This is a genomic window from Pseudoalteromonas sp. S1650, assembly GCF_005887195.1.
Taxonomy (GTDB): domain Bacteria; phylum Pseudomonadota; class Gammaproteobacteria; order Enterobacterales; family Alteromonadaceae; genus Pseudoalteromonas; species Pseudoalteromonas simplex.
On the sequence record NZ_PNDF01000030.1, the window covers coordinates 32,842 to 53,404 of the forward strand.

Sequence of the window (20,563 nt, forward strand, 5' to 3'; positions counted from 1 at the left end):
AGCGATGAATGAGAGTTATGGAACCTAAAAACAGCTATACAAAAGAAGAATTGGTCCTTTGCGGTCAAGGTGAAATGTTCGGTGAAGGCAACTGTCGTTTACCAAGTGACAACATGTTAATGATGGACCGCATTATCTCTATCACTGCTGATGGTGGTGAGCACGGTAAAGGCCAAATCGTTGCAGAACTAGATATCAACCCTGATCTTTGGTTCTTCGACTGTCACTTTAAAGGTGACCCAGTAATGCCTGGTTGTCTTGGTCTTGACGCTATGTGGCAATTAGTTGGTTTCTTCCTAGGTTGGTCTGGTGGTCCAGGTCTTGGTCGTGCACTTGGTGTAGGTGAAGTTAAATTCACAGGTCAAATCTTACCGACAGCTAAAAAAGTAACTTATCGTTTAGACATGAAGCGTGTAATTAAACGTAAATTATTCATGGGTATGGCTGATGGTACTGTAGAAGTAGATGGCCGCGTAATCTATGAAGCAAAAGATCTTAAAGTAGGTCTTTTCCAAGATACATCTGCATTCTAATATTAATTTGTAGATACAAAAAAGCCCCAAAGTGGGGCTTTTTTGCGTAAATAAGGTGCCTATTTTAAGTTTTAAACATATTTCGGTTTTCAATGGCTTCTCGCCAGCCGCCTAACCATTCTGATTTAGGGTCTATTTGTTGATAAGGGCATTGTTCTTTGGAACGGCCTGCCAAGCCTGCTTTATAACCTTGAGAATGAGCTCTTTCTAAACGATCTCTTTTCTGTCTCTTCATAGGTAATATCCTCACCTTTTATATTTATAGATATGTAGCGAAATTGACATCTACATTTAATGAATAGTTAATAAAACTGTTAAATTCAAATAGCAAAAAGCAATTAAATAAATTGACAATAACTAACGTGCTGATGCTCAAATGAATTAACATTTTAAATGACTAGGTGGTCGTACCTCTTTAACTAAAACCATCTATTAATACACTTAAATTCAGCTAAAAACGATACAGCTCTTTTAGCTTCAATATTTGTGACCTAGCCTATTTCGACAAAGTTCCCAATTAAATTGTAATCATGACAAATTTGTGATGATTACAATTTAGTCTATTTATTACTTGCATATTAAAAACCGATCGGTCTAATATGGTGCTCATGGAAACAAATAACTCTGTGCCGAGCCGTCGTGGCAGGCCACCAAAAATAGCGCGTTCAAATGCAGATACGCGTGCCCTACTAATTAATACAGGGTTAGCCGTATTAACTGAAAAAGGCTTTAGCGCAACCGGCATTGATTTAATCTTAAAATCAGCACAAGTACCTAAGGGATCTTTTTATCATTACTTTAAAAGTAAAAATGATTTCGGCTTGGCACTCATAGATGCTTACGACAGCTATTTTCAGGCAAAGTTAAAACGCCACCTAGCAAACGATGCAACAACCCCTCTTGAAAGGATTGTACTGTTTGCTAATGACGCTAAACAAGGCATGGCAAAGTTTGAGTTTAATCGCGGCTGCTTAATTGGTAATTTAAACCAAGAGCTCAGCTACCTTAATGAAGCAATGATTGCACGTATTAAGCAGGCTTACACCAGCTGGCAAGCTCTAATTGAACACTGCTTGATAGACGCAAAGCAGCAAAAACAAATACCTCAATCATCAGATTGTAAAATGCTTGCTGAGTTCTTCTGGATTGGATGGGAAGGCGCAGTGATGCGCTCTAAACTTGATAAATCAAGTGAACCGCTTACCCTTTATACAGCTCAATTTTTACGCTTAATTTTATAAAGCCGTTTTAATACGGTTTTATTTTAACCATTAAAAGACGATCGGTCTAAAAGGAGTCAACATGACAACATCAGTAAAATCGGTAGTTATCAACAAAGATGATCAAGGCTATCGTGCCGAATACATAGACTTTCCTGTAGAAAGTATCCACCAGCACGATGTAAATATTGATGTTGACTACAGCACCTTGAATTACAAAGATGCTTTAGCGATTACAGGTAAAGGCCCTGTGGTAAGAACATTCCCGATGATCCCAGGTATTGACCTTGCAGGCACAGTGACTGAGTCTAAAAGTGATGAATTTAAAGTAGGTGATAAAGTCTTGTTAAATGGCTTTGGTGTTGGTGAGAAATACCTCGGTGGTTTAAGTGCAAAAGCATCTATGAGTGCAGATTGGCTTATCCCCCTTCCCGCTAATTTAACACCAAAACAAGCAATGCAAATTGGTACTGCGGGGTATACCGCAATGCTTAGTATTATCGCTTTAGAAAAACAAGGGATCACGCCTCAAAGCGGTGAAATTCTGGTCACTGGAGCCAATGGCGGCGTGGGCAGTTTTGCTATCTATTTACTTAATAAGCTTGGCTTTGATGTTGTTGCCACAACAGGCCGCATGAACGAAGCAGATCATCTTGAAAAATTAGGCGCAAAACGTGTTTTATCTCGCGATGAATTCTCAGCACCTGGTAAACCACTGGCAAAAGAGCAATTCGCTGGTGCAATTGATTCTGTGGGTAGCCACACCCTTGCAAATGTGTGTGCATCGATTAAATACGGTGGTGTTGTAACAGCCTGTGGTTTAGCACAAGGTATGGACTTTCCGGCAACGGTAGCGCCGTTTATCCTTCGTGGCATTAGCCTAATGGGTATTGATAGTGTAATGCGCCCTAAAGCTGACCGAATTGAAGCATGGCAACGTTTAAGTGAGTTAGTTGAGGCGCAGTACCTAAATACTATTTCACAAGAAGTCCCGCTTTCTGACGCCGTTGCAAATGCAGAAGCCCTATTAAAAGGTGAAATACGTGGCCGTGTAGTAGTTAATTGTAAGTAATAGATTTAAAGGCTCTAAACACCTTAGAGCCTTTTTAAAAAAAAGAATTTAAACACCAAACGCCGCAAGCTTTTCGTTTAGTTCTTCCTTTGAAATTAATTGCATATCGTACTGTTTTTTAACTTTACGAATATTATCAAAATTATCCAATTTAAGCTGAGCTCTAGCTAATTTATCCTGCATCTCTTTTTCTGTTAATACATCCAGTTTCACAGCTTTCTCTAGCTTTTCTTTTTCTTCATCAAACTCACGTTGAAAAATTGCTTTTTCTTGTAGAATTATCTGATCTTTTAATTTTTTCTCAATTTCTACTGCTTCTTTCTCAAGCTCTATTTTTTTCTCTAAAAGAGGCTCTATTCTGTCGAGTGTATCTTTTAGAACAGCTTCAACATTTTCACCCTTATTATCGACTAAATTAGATACATACTTTTTACCAATGTCTTGGTAAGCAATATTTAGTTGCCCGTTAATTGAAGTAATTTCAGAATTAATCGCTGAAAGCTTTGATTTTTCTTTCGACGCAGTAGAGATATCACTGGTTAGTTTAGAGGTTGATTCACTAATATTTGTTCCAATTGTATTAGCTTGTGTTTTGATCTTATCAAAAAGTCCCATTTATAGATTCCTTAATCAATTTAATAAATTAGCCTCATGCCAATTCAAGCGCATAGATTACCCATATAAGGTAAACATGTAAACTTTTAAAATGGTTCGTATATCAAATTGATAAGCGGTATCTAAATTAGATCTTTCAAATTATAATTAACTAATTACGTAAACAATAAACAAGAGCATGATATGAGTAATAAAGAAATTTTCAGCAATAACCCGCTACAAGGTGTTGGTATTGAGCAAGTCGTAACAGAGCTTGTCGAACAATATGGCTGGGAATTACTCCACGCCTATATGCGGTTGAACTGCTTTAAGAATAATCCAGATGTTAAATCTGCGGTTAAGTTTTTACGTAAAACCCAATGGGCTCAAGAAAAAGTCGAGAACTTTTATTTGTATCGTCTTAAAAACTTACCACGCCCAGACAATGTTAACTACGAATTACCGCCACGCGATCGCGTGATCCCTGCTGATCAAAAACCAGGTGAACCGTGTGAGTTAAGTTTTACCGACGCCAAACGCATTCACGCTAAAAAAGAAGCTAAACAACTTGCTCGAGCTAGAAAACAACGTTCAAGTGCGAGTAATCCTTGGGGTAATTGATTTTTAAGCTTTGAGCTGTAAGATGAAATAAGCCGCCTGTTTGGGCGGTTTTTTATTTGGGTTAGCAAATTAAGAACTGAAGATTTGTCTTAGCACATCAAAAATATTTGTTATTAATTTAAGGGTAACGTGAATATGTTAGACTAATTACATTACCAGAAATATCAGCTAAAAAGGATGTGTATGTCTAACTACAACGAATCACCTGAACAAATCGCAACCGCTACGCAAGGTTATGTAATGCAACAGACAATGTTGCGCATTAAAGATCCAAAGCCTTCTTTAGATTTCTATCAAAATGTTTTAGGTATGAAGTTACTTGGTAAATATGACTTCCCTAAAATGGAGTTTACGCTGTACTTTTTAGGTTATGAGCAAGACATGCCAACAGGCAGCGATAAAGAAAAAGCACAGTGGGTATTTCGCCGCCCTGCTCTTATCGAGCTTACACATAATTGGGGCACAGAAAATGACGACAGTTTTACAGGTTACCATAGTGGTAATGATGAACCAAAAGGCTTTGGTCATATCGGTATTAGCGTGCCAGATGTGTACGCAGCATGCGAGCGTTTTGCAAAATATGATGTTGAGTTTGTCAAAAAACCAGACGATGGCTCAATGAAAGGCTTAGCCTTTATTAAAGACCCAGATGGTTATTGGATAGAAATACTCTCGGCTGAAGGGATCACTGAGATCATTGAAGAGCATAAGTAAGGCTGCCCCTTTAATAACCTGCTATTTAGCAGGTTATTGAATTTTTCATTTTAAGGTTTTACTTATTAACTCAGAGTTCTCTTTAAAATAAAGATTCCATTAATTATCATTTGGTCATTGTTTAGCTTTAAATACACCTGTTAAAAGCCAAATAACATCATCTTCTCAGTTACAAACTTGTATAAATAATACCTACAATAGCCACAAAAAAAAGAACTAGCAGCCAATAATGTTGAACTTGATGGTTCTTACTCTTTTTATCTGAGGTGTTTACTTTAGAAGTAGCATTTTCCTTCGGGGTAGAGTGAAAAAATCTAATTTCAGCGTTTTCATCAGGTAACATCATCCCAACTACTTGGTTAGCAGTAACATAATCCCCAGCTTTAACCTTAAATTCACTAATTTCACCTGCTTCAGACGCTTGAATTTCTAATATTGTTTTATCTGTTTCTATATCAAAGAGGGGGGAATTAACTAAAACAATATCGCCAACATCTACATGAACATTTGCTACCTTAACATCGCCAATATCATTTGGTAATTCAGGTATTTTTATTGGGATTGACATAGTCGCGCTCCTTATTACAACCTAACAACAACCGTTTTACCTATGAAGTCATGTATTGCACGACGCTTTTCATTAAACAGCATAGTTATAAATTCTGACAATGCCCATACTGTAGCTAAAGAACTCAAACCCATAATTAAATAAGTTAAAAACTCATGTATGCTACCTAGTTGTTGTAACGATATTGAAATAGATAAAAGTAGTAGTATCCAAGATGAGTTAATAGCAATATTTACAGATTCTCGGCGAACCGATTGTTTAAGATTAATATCTGTTTCAGTGTCATGATCGAGGACTTTAACATCCATCACCATCTTACCAAGAGTTTGGCCATAAAACCCATGCATAAAAACAACGTAGCCAATATACTGAACGCCATTAACGGCTTGTAAAACCATGTTTTGGTTAGAGTATTCAACGCCAAAGAGTAAGCATTCAATATAAAGTAATGCTGTAAATATTAAACCATCAATAATCGCGGCCCAAAAACGAGGCCAAAAAGTAGCATACCTTTTATTCGTTTCTAGCTCTTCAAACTCTGCTTTTATTTCTGGGTCTTTTATTTTATTTGCTATCTCTAATTCTAACTCTTGTGCTCTTTGTGGGAAGCTATCTTTATCAATATATTTTTGAGCATCTAGAAGCTCATTCAATGAATAATTTTTATAATTTGGGGTGTAGTCCATGTTTGTTATTCTCCTTACTGCTTTAATTTAGTCAGCTTTTAGCATTTAGCTCTTTTTGGGTCTCGCGGATAAAACTCATCGGGCTGTTTAGTACACAAATCAAATTCACGAGTATTCTTGTAAGGTAGCTTCATAAATCCTGCTACACCCACATCTGTGATATTAACCGCGTATTGCATGAGCTTACTTAATAAACGTTTAAATTCTGGTTCTTTACTGGCATCTAGCAGACGATAGTAATGGTGTATTTTCATCCTATCAGGTAAGGCTTCGAAAATGATACAACCTGTGTGGTGAATTTGGTTAAGTTCAAATACGCACTTTATGACCTTTTTCGGGAGCTGTAATTGCTCATCAGGGTCTTTACCATCTTCAAAGTACGAATGCGGTCTGGTTACGTCTGAGGCTTGTACATCCATTACTTCATAATCAAGCTCAGGTAAATGTTCAAATTTAAACGCACCTGTGCCATCGCGCTCGAGCTGAATGGTTTTACGCGCATCAAACAAGCAACATTTAAAGAGACCTTTTTGTTCAATCCCCTGTGCTAACATTACCGTGTTGTTAATCGCATCGGTAAACGCAGTGCCAAGCGTTTCATCATGCAAAATAAGGGAAGATTCAACAAACAGTGAGCTTTCTTTCCAGTGAAAACTAAGGCCCCCTACTACTGGGTATTTTGCTAATCTGCTTATTGAGGCCAAAAATGCTTTTTCGGTGTCGCCGGTATCAAATAAAAACTCTTTGTAGTATCTGTCGAGCTGGGCATCGTTTACATCAAGTAATTGTTGATTATGGTCGGCTTGTCTTAAAAATTGCTTACGTGAGCTATAAACAACCGTGTCTGGGTGCTCATCAAACTCACTAAACCAATAAGGAATATAAGGGCGAATGACCTTACGGGGCAGCTCAGGGAGGTAAGCTTTAGCCATTGTCGGCATGTTTCGCATAAAATAATCACCAGCGCCATCGCGAGTGGCCTTATCCTTTGAAAGCATACCGTCAATAACTCGGGCAAGCTCCATAGGTAAATTCAGGCTTGTAGCCGGAATAACCGCCGCACCGAACCTGCAAGATTGTGCAGAGGCCAGTGCATAAAGAGTTGAGGCAACACCTTGTTCATCAAAACGTGGCGATGACTGCCCGCCTGACATTTGCTCATCACCAATAAAATACACATCACCCATACGTGCATTAGTGGTGCTGATATCAGCAGACATAAGATCCATAAAATTGCTGGCAACCGGATTCCCCTCTGCATCAATTTGTGCATAAACAGAGCTGCCCCAGTCTACTAATGACAATTTATTGGTTTGTTCATCATAAACGATGTTAGAGGGTTTAATATCGCCATGCACAATTGGCTGTGGGCTTAAGCCATTTTTGTGTTCACGTAAATCTACCAGCACATTACGTAGCCTAAGAGCAAGCGCCATGACTTTTGCTGCACTAAAACGCCCCTGCTTGATGGAAATTTTTTCTAAGTCTTCACCTAGAGCCCGCTCCATCATTAAAATGCCTTGCTTTTTAATGCGTTCAAAGGCATAAAATTTTGGCACCAGCGGATTATTAACTTGCGAGAGCATGTACGCTTCGTCTTCTAGACGATCACGTACACTTTGTGCAAGGGTTATCCGTGAAAACTTAAATACCCAAGGTAGGTTTTCATCATCAACACCGGCAAAAACAAATCCAAATGCACCAGAGCCAATTAGTTCAACGTCACTGTAACCAAGCAAGGTAAGTTGTTTAATACAAATGTTAAGCCATTGGCGGTGCTTTTTAGCATCATGGTGAGACAGCAAATAAACAGACTGTTCTTCATTGATATAAAAATTGCGGATTTGTTTGGGATTCACTGCATCTCTCAAAGTTAAGCGGCTTTTAACCGCTTAATTATTGAATGCTAGGCAGTTAATTACAAGGCTTTTGCTCTTCGATGATCCAGCCTTGATCTTTCATAAGCAGCTCTGATATTGCAAAGGTTAAGCAGCCAAAAATGACTAACTCTAATAAGGTAAGAAAATCAGCGGCAAAACACCAGCCTAAAATCCCTGCAAATAAAAATGGGATTGCTTTTAAATACCAAGCAATTTGTCGGGTTTTACCATATGTGAGTTGATAACTGTGAACTAGCTCACTCTCACACTCTAATGTGATGGTAGAAGAAAACTTCCTGAATAAAGTCACTAAAATTGTTAATTGGCAGGCTTTACCATCAATATTAAACTCATGAACAGATTTAGTTTTAAAGTTACGTGATTCTGCTATTAATTCACCGTCTACTTTCAGAACTTCTTTACCTGAGTAAGCAGAACCCCAGTATTCAATTAAATGTTCACCCAGTTTGAAGTTGGCTTTAATTCCCTTGCTCATTGATACTGTAATGCCATCAGTGTTCATAACAAATCTCCTTATTATTATGAATTTAAAATACTTTAAAAATAAAAAAACGGCAAGCTAGGCTTACCGTTTTGGTACTTTCAATGGGTAAAGGGTTACCATTTAAAACTAAAGGCGGATACCGCCATCAATTTCAACAACACGACCTGTAAAAAAGTCGTTCTCTACAATGTATTGTGCTGTTTGAGCAATTTCATCTGCTTCACCAAAACGACCCACTGGCGTTACCGCCATCATGCGTTGTTTTGCTTCTGGTTTCATTGCATCTGTCATTGCTGTGCGAATAACACCTGGTGCAATTGCACCAACACGGATACCAAAGCGACCTAGTTCTTTCGCCCAACCCGTTGTCATCGCAACAACACCGGCTTTAGACGCAGCATAGTTTGTTTGGCCAATGTTACCAGCACGAGCAACACTCGACATATTAACAATTACACCGCCTTTGCCAGACTCAATCATGTGGCTCGCAGCTTCACGTCCTGCTAAGAATACACCGGTCAGGTTCACATCAATCACAGATTGAAATTGAGCCAACGACATTTTATCTAGCACTTTGCCTTCTTTTGCTTTGATAAACATACCATCGCGTAAGATACCCGCGTTATTAATTAACACGCCGATATGGCCAAAGTCTTTGTTAATCGTGTTAAACGTTGCTACCACAGCGTCTTCATCTGTGACATTAGCAGCATACGCCATGACTTTTGTGCCATATTTAGCAAGCGATGACACTGCAGTATCAAGAACGTCTTGTTGCATATCGATAAGGGCGATGTTCGCACCAAGGGATGCAAATTTTTCGGCCATTGCAAAGCCTAAACCTTGCGCACCACCGGTAATTACGATGTTGTTGTTTTTAATTTCCACAACAATCTCCTACTTCGAGAATAATTTAAAAATAGCGCTAAAATCATCACTACCCGCACCTTGATGCTGAAGCATAGTGTATAGATTCTTCGCCATTGACCCCATTGGGGTAGATGAATTACTTTGCTGAGCCGCTTCCATAGCTAGACCTAAGTCTTTCGCCATTAAATCAACCATAAAGCCTGGTTTATAATCATTACTTGCTGGCGCCGTTTCCATTACACCAGGGCATGGGTTATAAAGCTCAAGTGTCCAGTTACGGCCAGAGCTTGCAGTCATGATGTCACTTAACACTTTTGGATCAAGCCCGTTGTTAATGCCCATTTGTAGTGCTTCGCTAGTACCAGCCATTAAAATGCTTAGCAGCATGTTGTTACAGATTTTTGCGACTTGGCCTGCGCCAATATCACCAGCATGGAAGATGTTTTTACCCATATCTACTAAAGCCAGCTTGGCTTTTTCAAAGTGACTTTGCTCACCACCGACGATAAAGGTTAAAGTACCCGCTGTTGCACCTGCTACACCACCTGATACCGGTGCATCAACAAAATCAATGCCTTTTTGAGCAAGTTCACTACCTACTTGACGCGCTGATTCGGCATCAATGGTTGAGCAGTCAATCACCAAAGTTTTGCTATCAAGTAAGTTGATAAGGCCTGTTTCGCCTAAATAAAGCGACTTAACGTGTTTGCTTGCTGGTAGCATACTGATAAAAATATCAGCGCCAATGGCACACTCAGCTGCATCGGTAGCAGCAATTGCACCTTTATCGGCAAGCTCACTGACCGCTGCTTTATTTAAGTCAAACACACGAACTGTATGACCTGCATTGACAAGGTTTGCCGCCATTGGGCCACCCATGTTGCCTAAACCAATAAATCCTATTGTTAATTTAGCCATTTGTTTACCCCTTGGACTTAAGATGACGTTAATGAGTTTAGTGGGTGAGATTGCTCATCCCAGCGTGCTGTAAAGAAGCTATCTACAACTGCTTCGTCGATATCGCTAAGCGATTTAAACTGCCAGTTAGGTGCACCGTCTTTGTCGATTAGTAGCGCACGAACGCCCTCTTGGAACTCGCCTACTTCGCCACAGCGTACCGACATGCCTAGCTCCATCTTAAAGCAATCTGCTAACGTCATCTCTTTTGAATTTGCTAATTGACGTTCAACCAGTGCACAACTAAGCGGACAACCATGCGCTAATGATTTTTGCGCACGAGTAAGCCATTTGTCTTCAGTTTGTAAAGCTTGAATGTAGTCAATTTTTCCCTGCAATGAATCAAACTCAGCCAGCTTTTGAATAACCGCTAAGTTATCTTTTACATTGCCTTTAGGAACACGGCCTGAAATATTATCAATCAAGATTAAAATTTTAGTCAGCTTTTCGTGATTTAATGAGGCTGTTTTGCCCCATTTTTCAGCGGTGATTGCCGTTAAAATAGCGTCATATTTATCTGCTGTTGCATAGTGATCAGCAAGATTAACAAACAAGGCATCTTCAGCATTGATAGACGCCGCAGTTAACCCTAAGAATAGACCCACTTGCTCAGGCATTTTATGTAAGAAGTAACTGCCACCCACATCTGGGTATAAACCAATGGTTAGCTCAGGCATTGCGATACGCGATGTTTCTGTTACCACTCGGTGACTTGCCCCAGCCATTAAACCAAGGCCGCCCCCCATAACAATGCCATTACCCCAAAGTAATATTGGCTTTTCATAGCAGTGAATTAGGTAGTCTAATTTATACTCAAGGGTAAAAAAGTCTTCAATGTAGTTAGCTGGCTCACCTGTGCTCATTGCTTTATGCAGGCTAACGACATCGCCGCCGGCACAAAATGCTTTCTCGCCAGCCCCTTTTAGAATGACCATGGCAACGGCGTCATCGTCAGCCCATTTTCTAAGCTGAGGCTCAAGCAGTTGGATCATGTCGTAATTTAAAGCGTTTAACGATTTCGGCGCATTGAGTGTCGCAATTGCAATGAGGCCGCTCTTGGCCTCTGCAGTTTCAAACACCACAGGCGCATCTTGATGATTTAGTAGTGTTACGTTAGTCATTAGCCATTTACCCAATTTGCTTTACGCTTTTCTAAGAACGCATTCACGCCTTCTTTTTGGTCTTGCGTATCAAACAACTGAACAAATAGCTCACGCTCTAATGGCAACGCATGAGCCATAGGTTGTGTGCGACCTTTTTGAATAAGTTCTTTACATGCAGTCACAGCAACTGGGCTTTGCTCGCCAACTTGGTTAGCAAGTTTCATTGCTGCAGCTAAACTTTCGCCAGCACCAACCACTTCTTCAACAAGGCCAATTTCGCGAGCTTTGTCTGCTTTTAGGCGCTCGCCACATAAGATCATGCGTTTTGCCCAGCCTTCACCAACAAGCCATGCAAGGTTTTGCGTACCGCCAGCACAAGGCAGTAAGCCAACTTTCGCTTCAGGAAGTGCCATTTGAGCTTGCTCTTCAGCTATACGAATATCACAAGCAAGGGCCACTTCAAGACCACCACCCATGGCATAACCATTAATTGCCGCAATTGATACACCACGGAAATTGGTTAGTGCTTCAAATGCATCACCAAACACTTTTGACATAGTGGCAGCAACGCCTTTGTCACCGCTGGCAAACACGTTTAAATCAGCACCTGCACTAAAGAACTTTTCACCTTGGCCTGTAATCACTAATGCATAGACATTTTTGTTAGCATTTAGCTCAGTTACAGTGTCTTTAAGCGCGGTTAATGTATCTTGTGTCCAGGTATTCGCTGGCGGGTTATTCATAGTTAAAACCGCTACGTTACCTTCAATATTTAAATCAATCGATGGATTAGACATAGGTTGCTCCTTATAGAATGTCGCCAGCTGACTCAGCTAAGATACGGCGTGCGATAATCACACGCATGATTTCGTTTGTGCCTTCAAGAATTTGATGCACACGTACGTCTCTAAAATGACGCTCTAATGGGTATTCTTTGATGTAACCGTAACCGCCGTGAATTTGTAGTGCGTCGTCACAGACTTTAAAACCAACATCTGTAGCAAAACGTTTTGCCATCGCGCAGTAAGTGGTTTTTTCACTGTCACCGGTATCTAGTTTAAATGCGGCTAAGCGCACCATTTGACGAGCGGCAACAAGCTCAGTGTTCATATCGGCAATCTTAAATTGCAGTGCTTGGAAAGCAGCTAATGGCTTACCAAATTGCTCACGTTCTTTTAAGTATTCGCGCGCAGTATTAAGTGCTGCTTGTGCTGTACCTAATGAACAGGTAGCAATATTAATTCGGCCACCATCTAAGCCTTGCATTGCAAACTTAAAGCCTTCGCCTTCTTGACCTAATAAGTTAGCCGCAGGAATTCTCACACCTTCGAAGCTAATTAAACGTGTAGGCTGTGCATTCCAGCCCATTTTTTCTTCAGCTTTACCGTATTCGATACCTGCTGCGTCTGCAGGTACAACAAATGCCGAAATACCGGCAGCGCCTTCACCACCAGTGCGTGCCATAACTACAAGTAAATCAGTTTCACCAGCACCTGAGATAAACATCTTAGAGCCTGAGATCACATACTCATCGCCCTCTTTAACCGCTTTGGTTTTTAGCGATGCAGCATCAGAGCCAGAGCCTGGCTCTGTTAAACAGTAAGACGCAAGTAACTCACCCATTACTAATTGTTCACAGTATTGAGCTTTTACTTCCTCAGTACCAAAGCTTGCAATCATCCAGGTTGCCATATTATGAATGGTCAACATAGCGGTTGTTGCGGTACAACCCATGGCAAGCTGCTCAAAAATAATACTTGAATCTAGGCGAGATAAACCTAAGCCACCCGCTTCTTCAGGGGTATATAAACCACAAAAGCCTAGCTCACCGGCTGCTTTAATGGTGTCTTTCGGGAAAATGTGTTCTTGGTCCCACTTAGCTGCATGTGGAGCAAGTTCTGACTCTGCAAACTGACGGGCTGTTTCAGCAAACGCTTGCTGATCTTCGGTTAAATTAAAGTCCATAGTAGACCTCTATTTGTTGTCTTATTCTTGTGTGAATAACGATTGTTGTCGTTTAAATGTGTGTTCTTTGAGCGAGCGTGTGCTCGCTCAGCAGTAAATTAATTACGGCTTATTTAAGGTTGATACTCATGTTCGGACCTGAGGCGATATCATCCTCGAACCAACGTGAAGTAATTGTTTTCGTTTCTGTGTAAAAACGAATACCTTGCTTACCATAGGTGTGTTGGTCACCGTAGAATGAGCCTTTCCAACCTGTGAAAGAGAAAAACGGGAGTGGCACAGGAATTGGCACATTGATACCAACTTGACCTACTTCGATTTCATGTTGGAATTTACGTGCAGCAGCGCCGCTTGATGTGAATAACGAAGTACCGTTACCGTAAGGCGAGTTATTGATAAGCTCAATCGCCTCTTCAAGAGTATCTACAAACATACAAGCCAATACAGGACCAAAGATCTCTTCTTTGTATAAATCCATCTCGGTGTTTACATCAGTAAATAGCGTTGGACCAACCCAGTTGCCTTGCTCGTAACCTTCAACAGTAAAGTCAGAGCCATCAATTAAGCACGTTGCACCTTGCTCTTTACCACTTGCGATAAGAGATAAAATACGGTCTTTAGCTGCTTTTGATGTTTGTGGGCCGTAAGCCGCGTTGGCATCATCCCATACACCTGGGCGTACGTTTTCAAAGCCTGCTTTAATTTCGTCAACCCAGTCTTTTGCTTGACCAACAAACACAGCAACCGAAATACCCATACAGCGCTGACCCGCAGCACCTACAGACGCACCTACTAGGTTGTTTACAACATGCGATTTACTTGCATCAGGCATAATAACCATGTGGTTTTTTGCACCTACACAAGCTTGCACGCGTTTAAGGTTTGCTGTGCCTTTTGAATAAATGTATTCACCTACACCACACGAACCAACAAATGAAATTGCACGTACTGCTGGGTCTTCTAATAAACGGTCAACTTGTGGTTTTGTACCATGAACAACTTGTAACACCCCTTTTGGTGCCCCCGCTTCAACAAATAGTTCAGCTAAACGCATTGGTGTTAATGGATCTTGCTCTGATGGTTTCAGAATAAAGGTGTTACCACACACAATTGCCAGTGGGAACATCCATAATGGGATCATCGCAGGGAAGTTAAATGGCGTAATACCCGCACATACACCCAGTGGCTGCATGTAAGAGTAAGTATCGATTTTACGCGCTACGTTTTCCATTGTTTCGCCCATCATCAGTGATGGTGCATTGGCTGCTTGCTCAACAACTTCAATACCACGCCAAACATCGCCTTTGGCGTCTTCAAATGTTTTACCCAGCTCATGACAAATAATCGTCGCAAGTTCGTCATGGTTTTCTTTTAGTAGTGCTGCGTATTTCATCATAATGCGCGCACGCTCAGAAATTGGCACTTCTTTCCATGTTTTAAATGTTTCTTTTGCAGAGGCAATGGCTGCATCCATTTCAGCATCCGTTGCACACGGAACTTGGGCTAACACTTCTTGGTTTGCAGGATTGATAACATCAATCAGCTGCGATGAACTTGATTGGGTAAATTCGCCGTTGATAAATAAAGGTACTTGGTGCATGAGGCACTCCTCCCCAGTGGGTATAAAGAGGCCGCAACATGATAGTTTTTAAAATACGTTGCGGCTGTGAGAGATTAAAATTCTAAAGCGATTAAATAGCTTCAACAGCCATAGCAACAGCTTCACCACCACCGATACACAGTGAGGCAACACCTTTGCTAAGACCACGATTTTTTAATGCATGAATTAAGGTAACTAAGATACGCGCGCCGCTTGCACCAATAGGGTGACCAAGTGCACAGGCACCGCCGTTTACGTTTACTTTGCTTTCATCAAGTTTTAACTCGTTAATTGCAAGCATAGTCACCATGGCAAACGCTTCATTGATTTCCCATAAATCAACATCATTAACAGACCAACCGGCTTTTTCTAAAAGCGATTGCATTGCGCCAACAGGTGCTAAAGTAAATTCACTTGGTGCTTGAGAGTGTGTGCTGTGAGCAACAATACGACACAGTGGTGTTAAACCTTGTGCTTTAGCATCTGATTCACGCATTAACACAAGCGCTGCTGCACCATCAGAAATTGATGACGAGTTTGCAGCTGTAATCGTACCGTCTTTTTTGAATGCAGGACGTAAACCCGGGATTTTATCAGGACGTGCATTGCCTGGTTGCTCATCAATCGCAACGGTCACATCACCTTTGCGTGTAGAAATAGTGTGCGCGGCAATCTCGTTTGCAAATGCGCCGGTTTCAATCGCACTATTCGCTTTAGTTAGTGAGCTAAGCGCAAAGTTATCCATTTGTTCACGACCAATTGAATACTGATCAGCAGTGTCTTGTGCAAAACAACCCATTGCTTTGTTGTCGTAAGCATCTTCAAGGCCATCACACATCATGTGATCTTTTACTTCGCCATGACCCATACGCATACCTGAACGTGCATTTGGTAACATATAAGGGGCATTACTCATGCTTTCCATGCCACCAGCAACCGCTGAGTTGATAGAGCCTGATTTAATTAAGTCATGGGCAAACATTGCAGCTTTTAAGCCAGAACCACATACTTTGTTGATTGTTGTAGCGCCAGTACCTTGATTAAGACCCGCTTTTAACATTGCTTGGCGTGCAGGTGCTTGACCAAGACCAGCTGGTAATACGCAGCCCATGATCACTTCGTCAATCTTATCGGCAGATAAACCGGCTTGCTCTAAGCTACTTTTAATAGCTGTAGCACCTAAATCAGTTGCGTGTGCACCACTTAGTGCGCCCATAAAACCACCCATAGGGGTGCGTTTTGCGGCAACAATAACAACGGCTTCAGTAGTCATAATTGGCTCCATGTAAGTGGTTATCATCATGTGTTCAAATCATGTGTAACCAAACAGTTAATTTGTTATAGTTTAATTTCGATTTAATTCAGCATACATAATATTTACGTTTACGCCAACGTAAATCTAAAATCAACATTTTTGCGGCTGGTAAAACTGTAAACTTATCTGTATTTTGTTGTATGAAAAATCGAACATTTGCTTACAAGGCTAGATAAATAAAGCTTTTCAACAAATCCAACCAGTTATCTTTATAAGTCTAAAGTATAACTCCCAAATCACCCTTTACCTTTACGTAAACTTCACTTATATTGGTGTTATTCGAATGAGGTAAATAAATCATGAAACAAGACAATCAAACAAACTTTGAAAGCGCAGCAGTTGAACCTGCTAGCAATGAGCAAACGTTTAGTATCAGCGAACTAGCAAAAGAATTTGATATTACCACCCGCTCTATCCGCTTTTATGAAGATCAAGGCCTGATCTCACCTGATCGCAATGGTCAAACCCGTATTTATTCAAAACGCGACAAAGTAAGACTAAAGCTTATTCTACGCGGTAAACGCTTAGGTTTTACCTTGGCTGAAACGGGTCGTTTGTTTGAACTGTACGATGCAGATAAATCGAGCGCTAAGCAGCTAGTGACTATGCTTGACCTTATCGCAGAGAAAAAAGCGGACCTGAGCCAACAAATGGACGACATTAAAGTTGTACTAATGGAATTGGTGACTGCAGAACGCCGCTGTCGTGAAACCCTTAATAATTTAGACGAATAACCTGACAACAATCTCGTCAACAGACTCTCACAGGAACACACATTATGAGCACTATTTCACTTTATAAAGAAATGAACTTCGGACTTGGCGAAACAGCAGACATGATCCGCGATCACGTTAATAGCTTTGCGAGCCAAGAAATTGCCCCACTTGCAGAACAAACAGATGTAGACAATGCCTTCCCTAATCAACTTTGGCCACAGCTTGGCGAAATGGGTTTATTAGGTATGACAGTGCCTGAAGAGTTTGGCGGTGCAGGCCTTGGCTACCTTGAACATGTTATTGCAATGGAAGAAATTAGCCGTGCAAGTGCATCGATTGGTTTAAGTTATGGTGCTCATTCAAATTTATGTGTTAACCAAATTAACCGTAATGGGTCACAGGCTCAAAAAGAAAAATACCTACCTAAGCTTATCAGCGGTGAGCACATTGGTGCCCTTGCGATGAGTGAGCCAAATGCAGGTTCTGACGTTGTATCAATGAAATTAAAAGCTGAGAAAAAAGGCGATGTGTTTGTACTTAATGGTAACAAGATGTGGATCACCAATGGTCCAGATGCCGATACCTTTGTTATCTATGCAAAAACAGATTTAAATGCCGGCCCTAAGGGCATTACAGCGTTCATTGTTGAACGTAACACGCCAGGGTTTTCTACTGCACAAAAGCTAGACAAACTTGGTATGCGTGGCTCTAACACCTGTGAATTAGTGTTCGAGAACTGCGAAGTACCAACAGAAAACATTCTAGGTAACTTAAACGAAGGCGTAAAAGTACTTATGAGTGGCCTAGATTATGAGCGTGTTGTTTTAGCTGCAGGCCCGCTTGGTATTATGCAAGCATGTATGGATATTGTGGTTCCTTATATTCATGAGCGTAAACAATTTGATAGCCCAATTGGTCAGTTCCAACTTATTCAAGGCAAAATCGCTGATATGTACACGCAAATGAATGCTGCTCGTTCTTATGTTTACACAGTAGCTAGTGCATGTGATCGCGGCGAAACAACGCGTAAAGATGCCGCTGGCGCTATTTTATATGCAGCAGAGCTTGCAACTAAGATGGCCCTTGATGCTATCCAAATCTTAGGTGGTAATGGTTATATCAACGAATACGCGACAGGTCGCTTGTTACGTGATGCAAAACTATATGAAATTGGCGCAGGTACTTCAGAAATCCGCCGCATGCTAATTGGTCGCGAATTATTCACTGAAAGCCGATAGGACCTTGTTATGACGATTTTAAAATCGAGTGTAAATCCACACGATCCGCAATTTTTGCAAAATCACGACAACATGGCAGCGCTCGTAACTGATTTACGTGAAAAAGTAGCGGATATCCGTTTAGGCGGTGGCCCTGCCCTGATTGAGCGCCACCAAGGCCGTGGTAAGTTGTTTGTTCGTGACCGTATTGAAACGCTACTTGATGAAGGCTCGCCATTTTTAGAGATTTCACAATTTGCTGCCTTTGGCGTGTATGAACAAGCTATTCCATGTGCGGGTGTTGTTGCTGGTATTGGTCGTGTGAAAGGCGTTGAATGTATGATCATCGCCAATGATGCAACTGTAAAAGGCGGTACATACTTTCCACTAACGGTGAAAAAACACTTGCGTGCCCAAGATATCGCAGAGCGTTGTCATTTACCGTGTATTTATTTAGTTGATTCAGGCGGTGCAAACCTGCCTGAACAAGATGATGTATTTCCAGATAAATTACACTTTGGCCGTATTTTCTATAATCAGGCTCGTATGTCTGGAAAAGGCATTCCACAAATTGCGGTCGTAATGGGTTTATGTACTGCAGGTGGTGCTTATGTACCTGCAATGGCTGATGAAAGTATTATTGTAAAAGAGCAAGGTACAATTTTCTTAGCAGGCCCGCCTCTGGTTAAAGCGGCTACAGGTGAAGAAGTGAGTGCTGAAGAGCTCGGTGGTGCTGATGTTCACTGTAAAACATCCGGTGTTGCCGACCACTATGCTGAAAACGATGCCCATGCACTTTCTATCGCGCGCCAATGTATTGAACGAATAAACTATCAACGCCCTACTGCACCGTTACTTGATGATGTTAAACCGCCGCGTTACGACATTAACGAAATTTACGGCATTGTCGGTACCGACCTTAAAAAGCCATTTGATGTACGCGAAGTAATTGCCCGTGTTGTTGATGATTCATCGTTTGATGAATTTAAACGCTACTTTGGCGAAACCTTAGTAACTGGCTTTGCAAAAATCTTTGGCCACCCAGTCGGTATTGTTGCCAACAACGGCATTTTATTTAGTGAATCAGCGCAAAAAGGCGCGCACTTTATTCAGCTATGTGCACAACGCAAAATTCCTTTGGTGTTTTTACAAAACATTACTGGCTTTATGGTTGGTAAAAAGTACGAAGCCGAAGGCATCGCCAAACATGGTGCAAAAATGGTAACTGCTGTGTCATGTGCTGATGTACCTAAATTCACCGTTTTAATTGGTGGCTCTTATGGTGCAGGTAACTACGGTATGTGTGGCCGCGCGTTTGAACCTACCATGATGTGGATGTGGCCAAATGCCCGTATCTCTGTAATGGGTGGTGAACAAGCAGCAGGCGTTCTTGCACAAGTTAAACAAGACGGTTTAGCCCGTAAAGGCGAAAGCATGACTGATGAGCAAGTCAGTGAGTTTAAAAAGCCAATTATCGAGCAATACGAAAAACAAGGTCATCCATATTACGCCAGTGCCCGCCTTTGGGATGATGGCATTATCGATCCTGCTGATACCCGCAATGTATTAGGGCTTGCCTTAAGTGCAGCTAAAAATGCACCAGAGCGCGATTCGCAGTTCGGCGTATTTAGAATGTAATGGAGGCCTTATGTCAGTAACACTCGAAATAACAAAATCAAATGTGGCTGTACTGCTACTAAGTCGCCCTGAAAAACACAATGCATTTAACGAAGAAGTCATCAGTGAATTGATCCGTTTAATTGAACACGCAAATAGTTGCGATGTGCGCGCACTGGTTTTAAAAACCGAAGGTAAGCACTTCTCTGCTGGCGCTGATTTAAACTGGATGAAGTCGATGGCTGGCAATGACTTTGCAGAAAACTTAGCGGATTCTATGCAGCTAGCAAAGCTTATGAAAGTCCTTGCTACAAGCCCTCATCCTACAATTTGTGCCGTACAAGGTGCTGCATTTGGCGGTGCGTTAGGCTTGATTGCGTGTTGTGATATCGCGATTTGCCAAGACGATGCACAGTTTTGCTTAAGTGAAGTAAAGCTTGGTCTTATTCCTGCGGTTATCAGCCCTTATGTCATTAAAGCTATTGGTGAGCGCGCTGCACGTCGTTATTTTTTAACGGCAGAGATTTTTGACGCGCATACAGCCAAGCAACTTGGTTTAATTCACCAGATCACCGGCGATTTGCAAACAGCGCTCGACAAGCATTTACAAAACCTTGTCAACAATGGTCCTATTGCCGTTAAAGCAGCTAAGCAGCTAATCAATGATGTAGCTGGCAACGTAATAGATGATGCACTGATTGAGTTAACCGCTGAGCGCATTGCTCGCATTCGTGTATCTGAAGAAGGCCAAGAAGGCCTAACTGCATTTTTTGAAAAACGTGCCCCTAACTGGCAGAAATAGGAACCATT

General features: G+C 41.2%; 22 protein-coding genes. 9 read left to right on the forward strand and 13 right to left on the reverse strand.

The window, feature by feature from the left end:
* Nucleotides 1-17: 17 nt before the first annotated feature.
* A complete protein-coding gene (gene fabA / locus CWB80_RS11005; protein ID WP_054553819.1) occupies nucleotides 18-533 on the forward strand; it encodes a bifunctional 3-hydroxydecanoyl-ACP dehydratase/trans-2-decenoyl-ACP isomerase in 516 nt (171 codons plus the stop codon).
* Nucleotides 534-597: 64 nt separating this feature from the next.
* Here the strand turns inward: fabA and rmf are convergent, their stop codons facing one another.
* Nucleotides 598-768 (reverse strand): ribosome modulation factor, encoded by a 171-nt coding sequence (gene rmf / locus CWB80_RS11010; protein WP_036968408.1) that lies wholly within the window; start codon nucleotides 766-768, stop codon nucleotides 598-600.
* A 373-nt stretch (nucleotides 769-1,141) separates the two neighbouring features.
* Here rmf and acuR point away from each other — a divergent pair, with 373 nt between their 5' ends.
* On the forward strand, nucleotides 1,142-1,774 hold the full coding sequence (acuR, locus tag CWB80_RS11015) for an acrylate utilization transcriptional regulator AcuR (protein ID WP_054553818.1): 633 nt from the start codon (nucleotides 1,142-1,144) through the stop codon (nucleotides 1,772-1,774).
* A 61-nt stretch (nucleotides 1,775-1,835) separates the two neighbouring features.
* On the forward strand, nucleotides 1,836-2,825 hold the full coding sequence (gene acuI / locus CWB80_RS11020) for an acrylyl-CoA reductase (NADPH) (protein ID WP_138602226.1): 990 nt from the start codon (nucleotides 1,836-1,838) through the stop codon (nucleotides 2,823-2,825).
* Between the two features lie 48 nt (nucleotides 2,826-2,873).
* Here acuI and CWB80_RS11025 read toward each other — a convergent pair whose 3' ends face one another.
* On the reverse strand, nucleotides 2,874-3,440 hold the full coding sequence (locus tag CWB80_RS11025; RefSeq protein WP_054553816.1) for a hypothetical protein: 567 nt from the start codon (nucleotides 3,438-3,440) through the stop codon (nucleotides 2,874-2,876).
* 183 nt (nucleotides 3,441-3,623) lie between these two features.
* On the opposite strand from CWB80_RS11025, the gene CWB80_RS11030 reads away from it, so the two are divergent.
* Both CWB80_RS11030 and gloA read left to right on the forward strand, forming a co-directional pair.
* Nucleotides 3,624-4,040 carry a VF530 family protein gene (locus CWB80_RS11030; RefSeq protein ID WP_063705328.1) on the forward strand — a complete coding sequence of 139 codons (417 nt, stop codon included), beginning with the start codon at nucleotides 3,624-3,626 and terminating at the stop codon, nucleotides 4,038-4,040.
* A gap of 183 nt (nucleotides 4,041-4,223) precedes the next feature.
* The gene (gloA, locus tag CWB80_RS11035; protein ID WP_054553814.1) at nucleotides 4,224-4,754 is read left to right on the forward strand and encodes a lactoylglutathione lyase; all 531 of its coding nucleotides are present in this window, start codon (nucleotides 4,224-4,226) and stop codon (nucleotides 4,752-4,754) included.
* 169 nt (nucleotides 4,755-4,923) lie between these two features.
* On the opposite strand, the gene CWB80_RS11040 is transcribed toward gloA, so the two are convergent.
* The 11 genes from CWB80_RS11040 to CWB80_RS11090 form a co-directional block, all read right to left on the reverse strand.
* Nucleotides 4,924-5,322, reverse strand: coding sequence for a biotin/lipoyl-containing protein (locus tag CWB80_RS11040; protein ID WP_138602224.1), 399 nt, complete (start codon nucleotides 5,320-5,322; stop codon nucleotides 4,924-4,926).
* A gap of 14 nt (nucleotides 5,323-5,336) precedes the next feature.
* Complete coding sequence (locus CWB80_RS11045) at nucleotides 5,337-6,008, reverse strand: RDD family protein (protein WP_138602222.1); 672 nt, start codon at nucleotides 6,006-6,008, stop codon at nucleotides 5,337-5,339.
* Between the two features lie 38 nt (nucleotides 6,009-6,046).
* Nucleotides 6,047-7,867, reverse strand: coding sequence for a protein kinase domain-containing protein (locus tag CWB80_RS11050; RefSeq protein WP_138602220.1), 1,821 nt, complete (start codon nucleotides 7,865-7,867; stop codon nucleotides 6,047-6,049).
* Nucleotides 7,868-7,922: 55 nt separating this feature from the next.
* Entirely contained in the window at nucleotides 7,923-8,411 is a 489-nt protein-coding gene (locus CWB80_RS11055; RefSeq protein ID WP_138602218.1) for a hypothetical protein, read from the reverse strand.
* Between the two features lie 108 nt (nucleotides 8,412-8,519).
* A complete protein-coding gene (locus CWB80_RS11060; RefSeq protein WP_138602216.1) occupies nucleotides 8,520-9,281 on the reverse strand; it encodes an SDR family oxidoreductase in 762 nt (253 codons plus the stop codon).
* A 9-nt stretch (nucleotides 9,282-9,290) separates the two neighbouring features.
* Nucleotides 9,291-10,181, reverse strand: coding sequence for a 3-hydroxyisobutyrate dehydrogenase (gene mmsB, locus CWB80_RS11065; protein ID WP_138557510.1), 891 nt, complete (start codon nucleotides 10,179-10,181; stop codon nucleotides 9,291-9,293).
* Between the two features lie 17 nt (nucleotides 10,182-10,198).
* Nucleotides 10,199-11,341 (reverse strand): enoyl-CoA hydratase/isomerase family protein, encoded by a 1,143-nt coding sequence (locus tag CWB80_RS11070; protein ID WP_138602214.1) that lies wholly within the window; start codon nucleotides 11,339-11,341, stop codon nucleotides 10,199-10,201.
* Nucleotides 11,341-12,120: an enoyl-CoA hydratase gene (locus tag CWB80_RS11075; protein ID WP_135924626.1), complete on the reverse strand. Its 780-nt coding sequence runs from the start codon at nucleotides 12,118-12,120 to the stop codon at nucleotides 11,341-11,343. Before CWB80_RS11075 ends, CWB80_RS11070 begins: the two co-directional genes overlap by 1 nt.
* A 10-nt stretch (nucleotides 12,121-12,130) precedes the next feature.
* Entirely contained in the window at nucleotides 12,131-13,288 is a 1,158-nt protein-coding gene (locus CWB80_RS11080; RefSeq protein ID WP_138602212.1) for an acyl-CoA dehydrogenase family protein, read from the reverse strand.
* A 109-nt stretch (nucleotides 13,289-13,397) separates the two neighbouring features.
* Nucleotides 13,398-14,888: a CoA-acylating methylmalonate-semialdehyde dehydrogenase gene (locus tag CWB80_RS11085; RefSeq protein WP_138602210.1), complete on the reverse strand. Its 1,491-nt coding sequence runs from the start codon at nucleotides 14,886-14,888 to the stop codon at nucleotides 13,398-13,400.
* A gap of 91 nt (nucleotides 14,889-14,979) precedes the next feature.
* The gene (locus CWB80_RS11090) at nucleotides 14,980-16,161 is read right to left on the reverse strand and encodes a thiolase family protein (protein WP_054553804.1); all 1,182 of its coding nucleotides are present in this window, start codon (nucleotides 16,159-16,161) and stop codon (nucleotides 14,980-14,982) included.
* Nucleotides 16,162-16,502: 341 nt separating this feature from the next.
* Between CWB80_RS11090 and CWB80_RS11095 the strand changes: the two genes are divergently transcribed.
* Genes CWB80_RS11095 through CWB80_RS11110 form a run of 4 tightly spaced genes read left to right on the forward strand, consistent with a single transcriptional unit; the run spans nucleotide 16,503 to nucleotide 20,555 of the window.
* Complete coding sequence (locus CWB80_RS11095; protein ID WP_054553803.1) at nucleotides 16,503-16,937, forward strand: MerR family transcriptional regulator; 435 nt, start codon at nucleotides 16,503-16,505, stop codon at nucleotides 16,935-16,937.
* Nucleotides 16,938-16,981: 44 nt separating this feature from the next.
* The gene (locus CWB80_RS11100; protein ID WP_138602208.1) at nucleotides 16,982-18,157 is read left to right on the forward strand and encodes an isovaleryl-CoA dehydrogenase; all 1,176 of its coding nucleotides are present in this window, start codon (nucleotides 16,982-16,984) and stop codon (nucleotides 18,155-18,157) included.
* Nucleotides 18,158-18,166: 9 nt separating this feature from the next.
* Entirely contained in the window at nucleotides 18,167-19,774 is a 1,608-nt protein-coding gene (locus CWB80_RS11105; RefSeq protein ID WP_135924635.1) for a carboxyl transferase domain-containing protein, read from the forward strand.
* Nucleotides 19,775-19,784: 10 nt separating this feature from the next.
* On the forward strand, nucleotides 19,785-20,555 hold the full coding sequence (locus CWB80_RS11110) for an enoyl-CoA hydratase/isomerase family protein (protein WP_138602206.1): 771 nt from the start codon (nucleotides 19,785-19,787) through the stop codon (nucleotides 20,553-20,555).
* Nucleotides 20,556-20,563 lie beyond the last annotated feature (8 nt).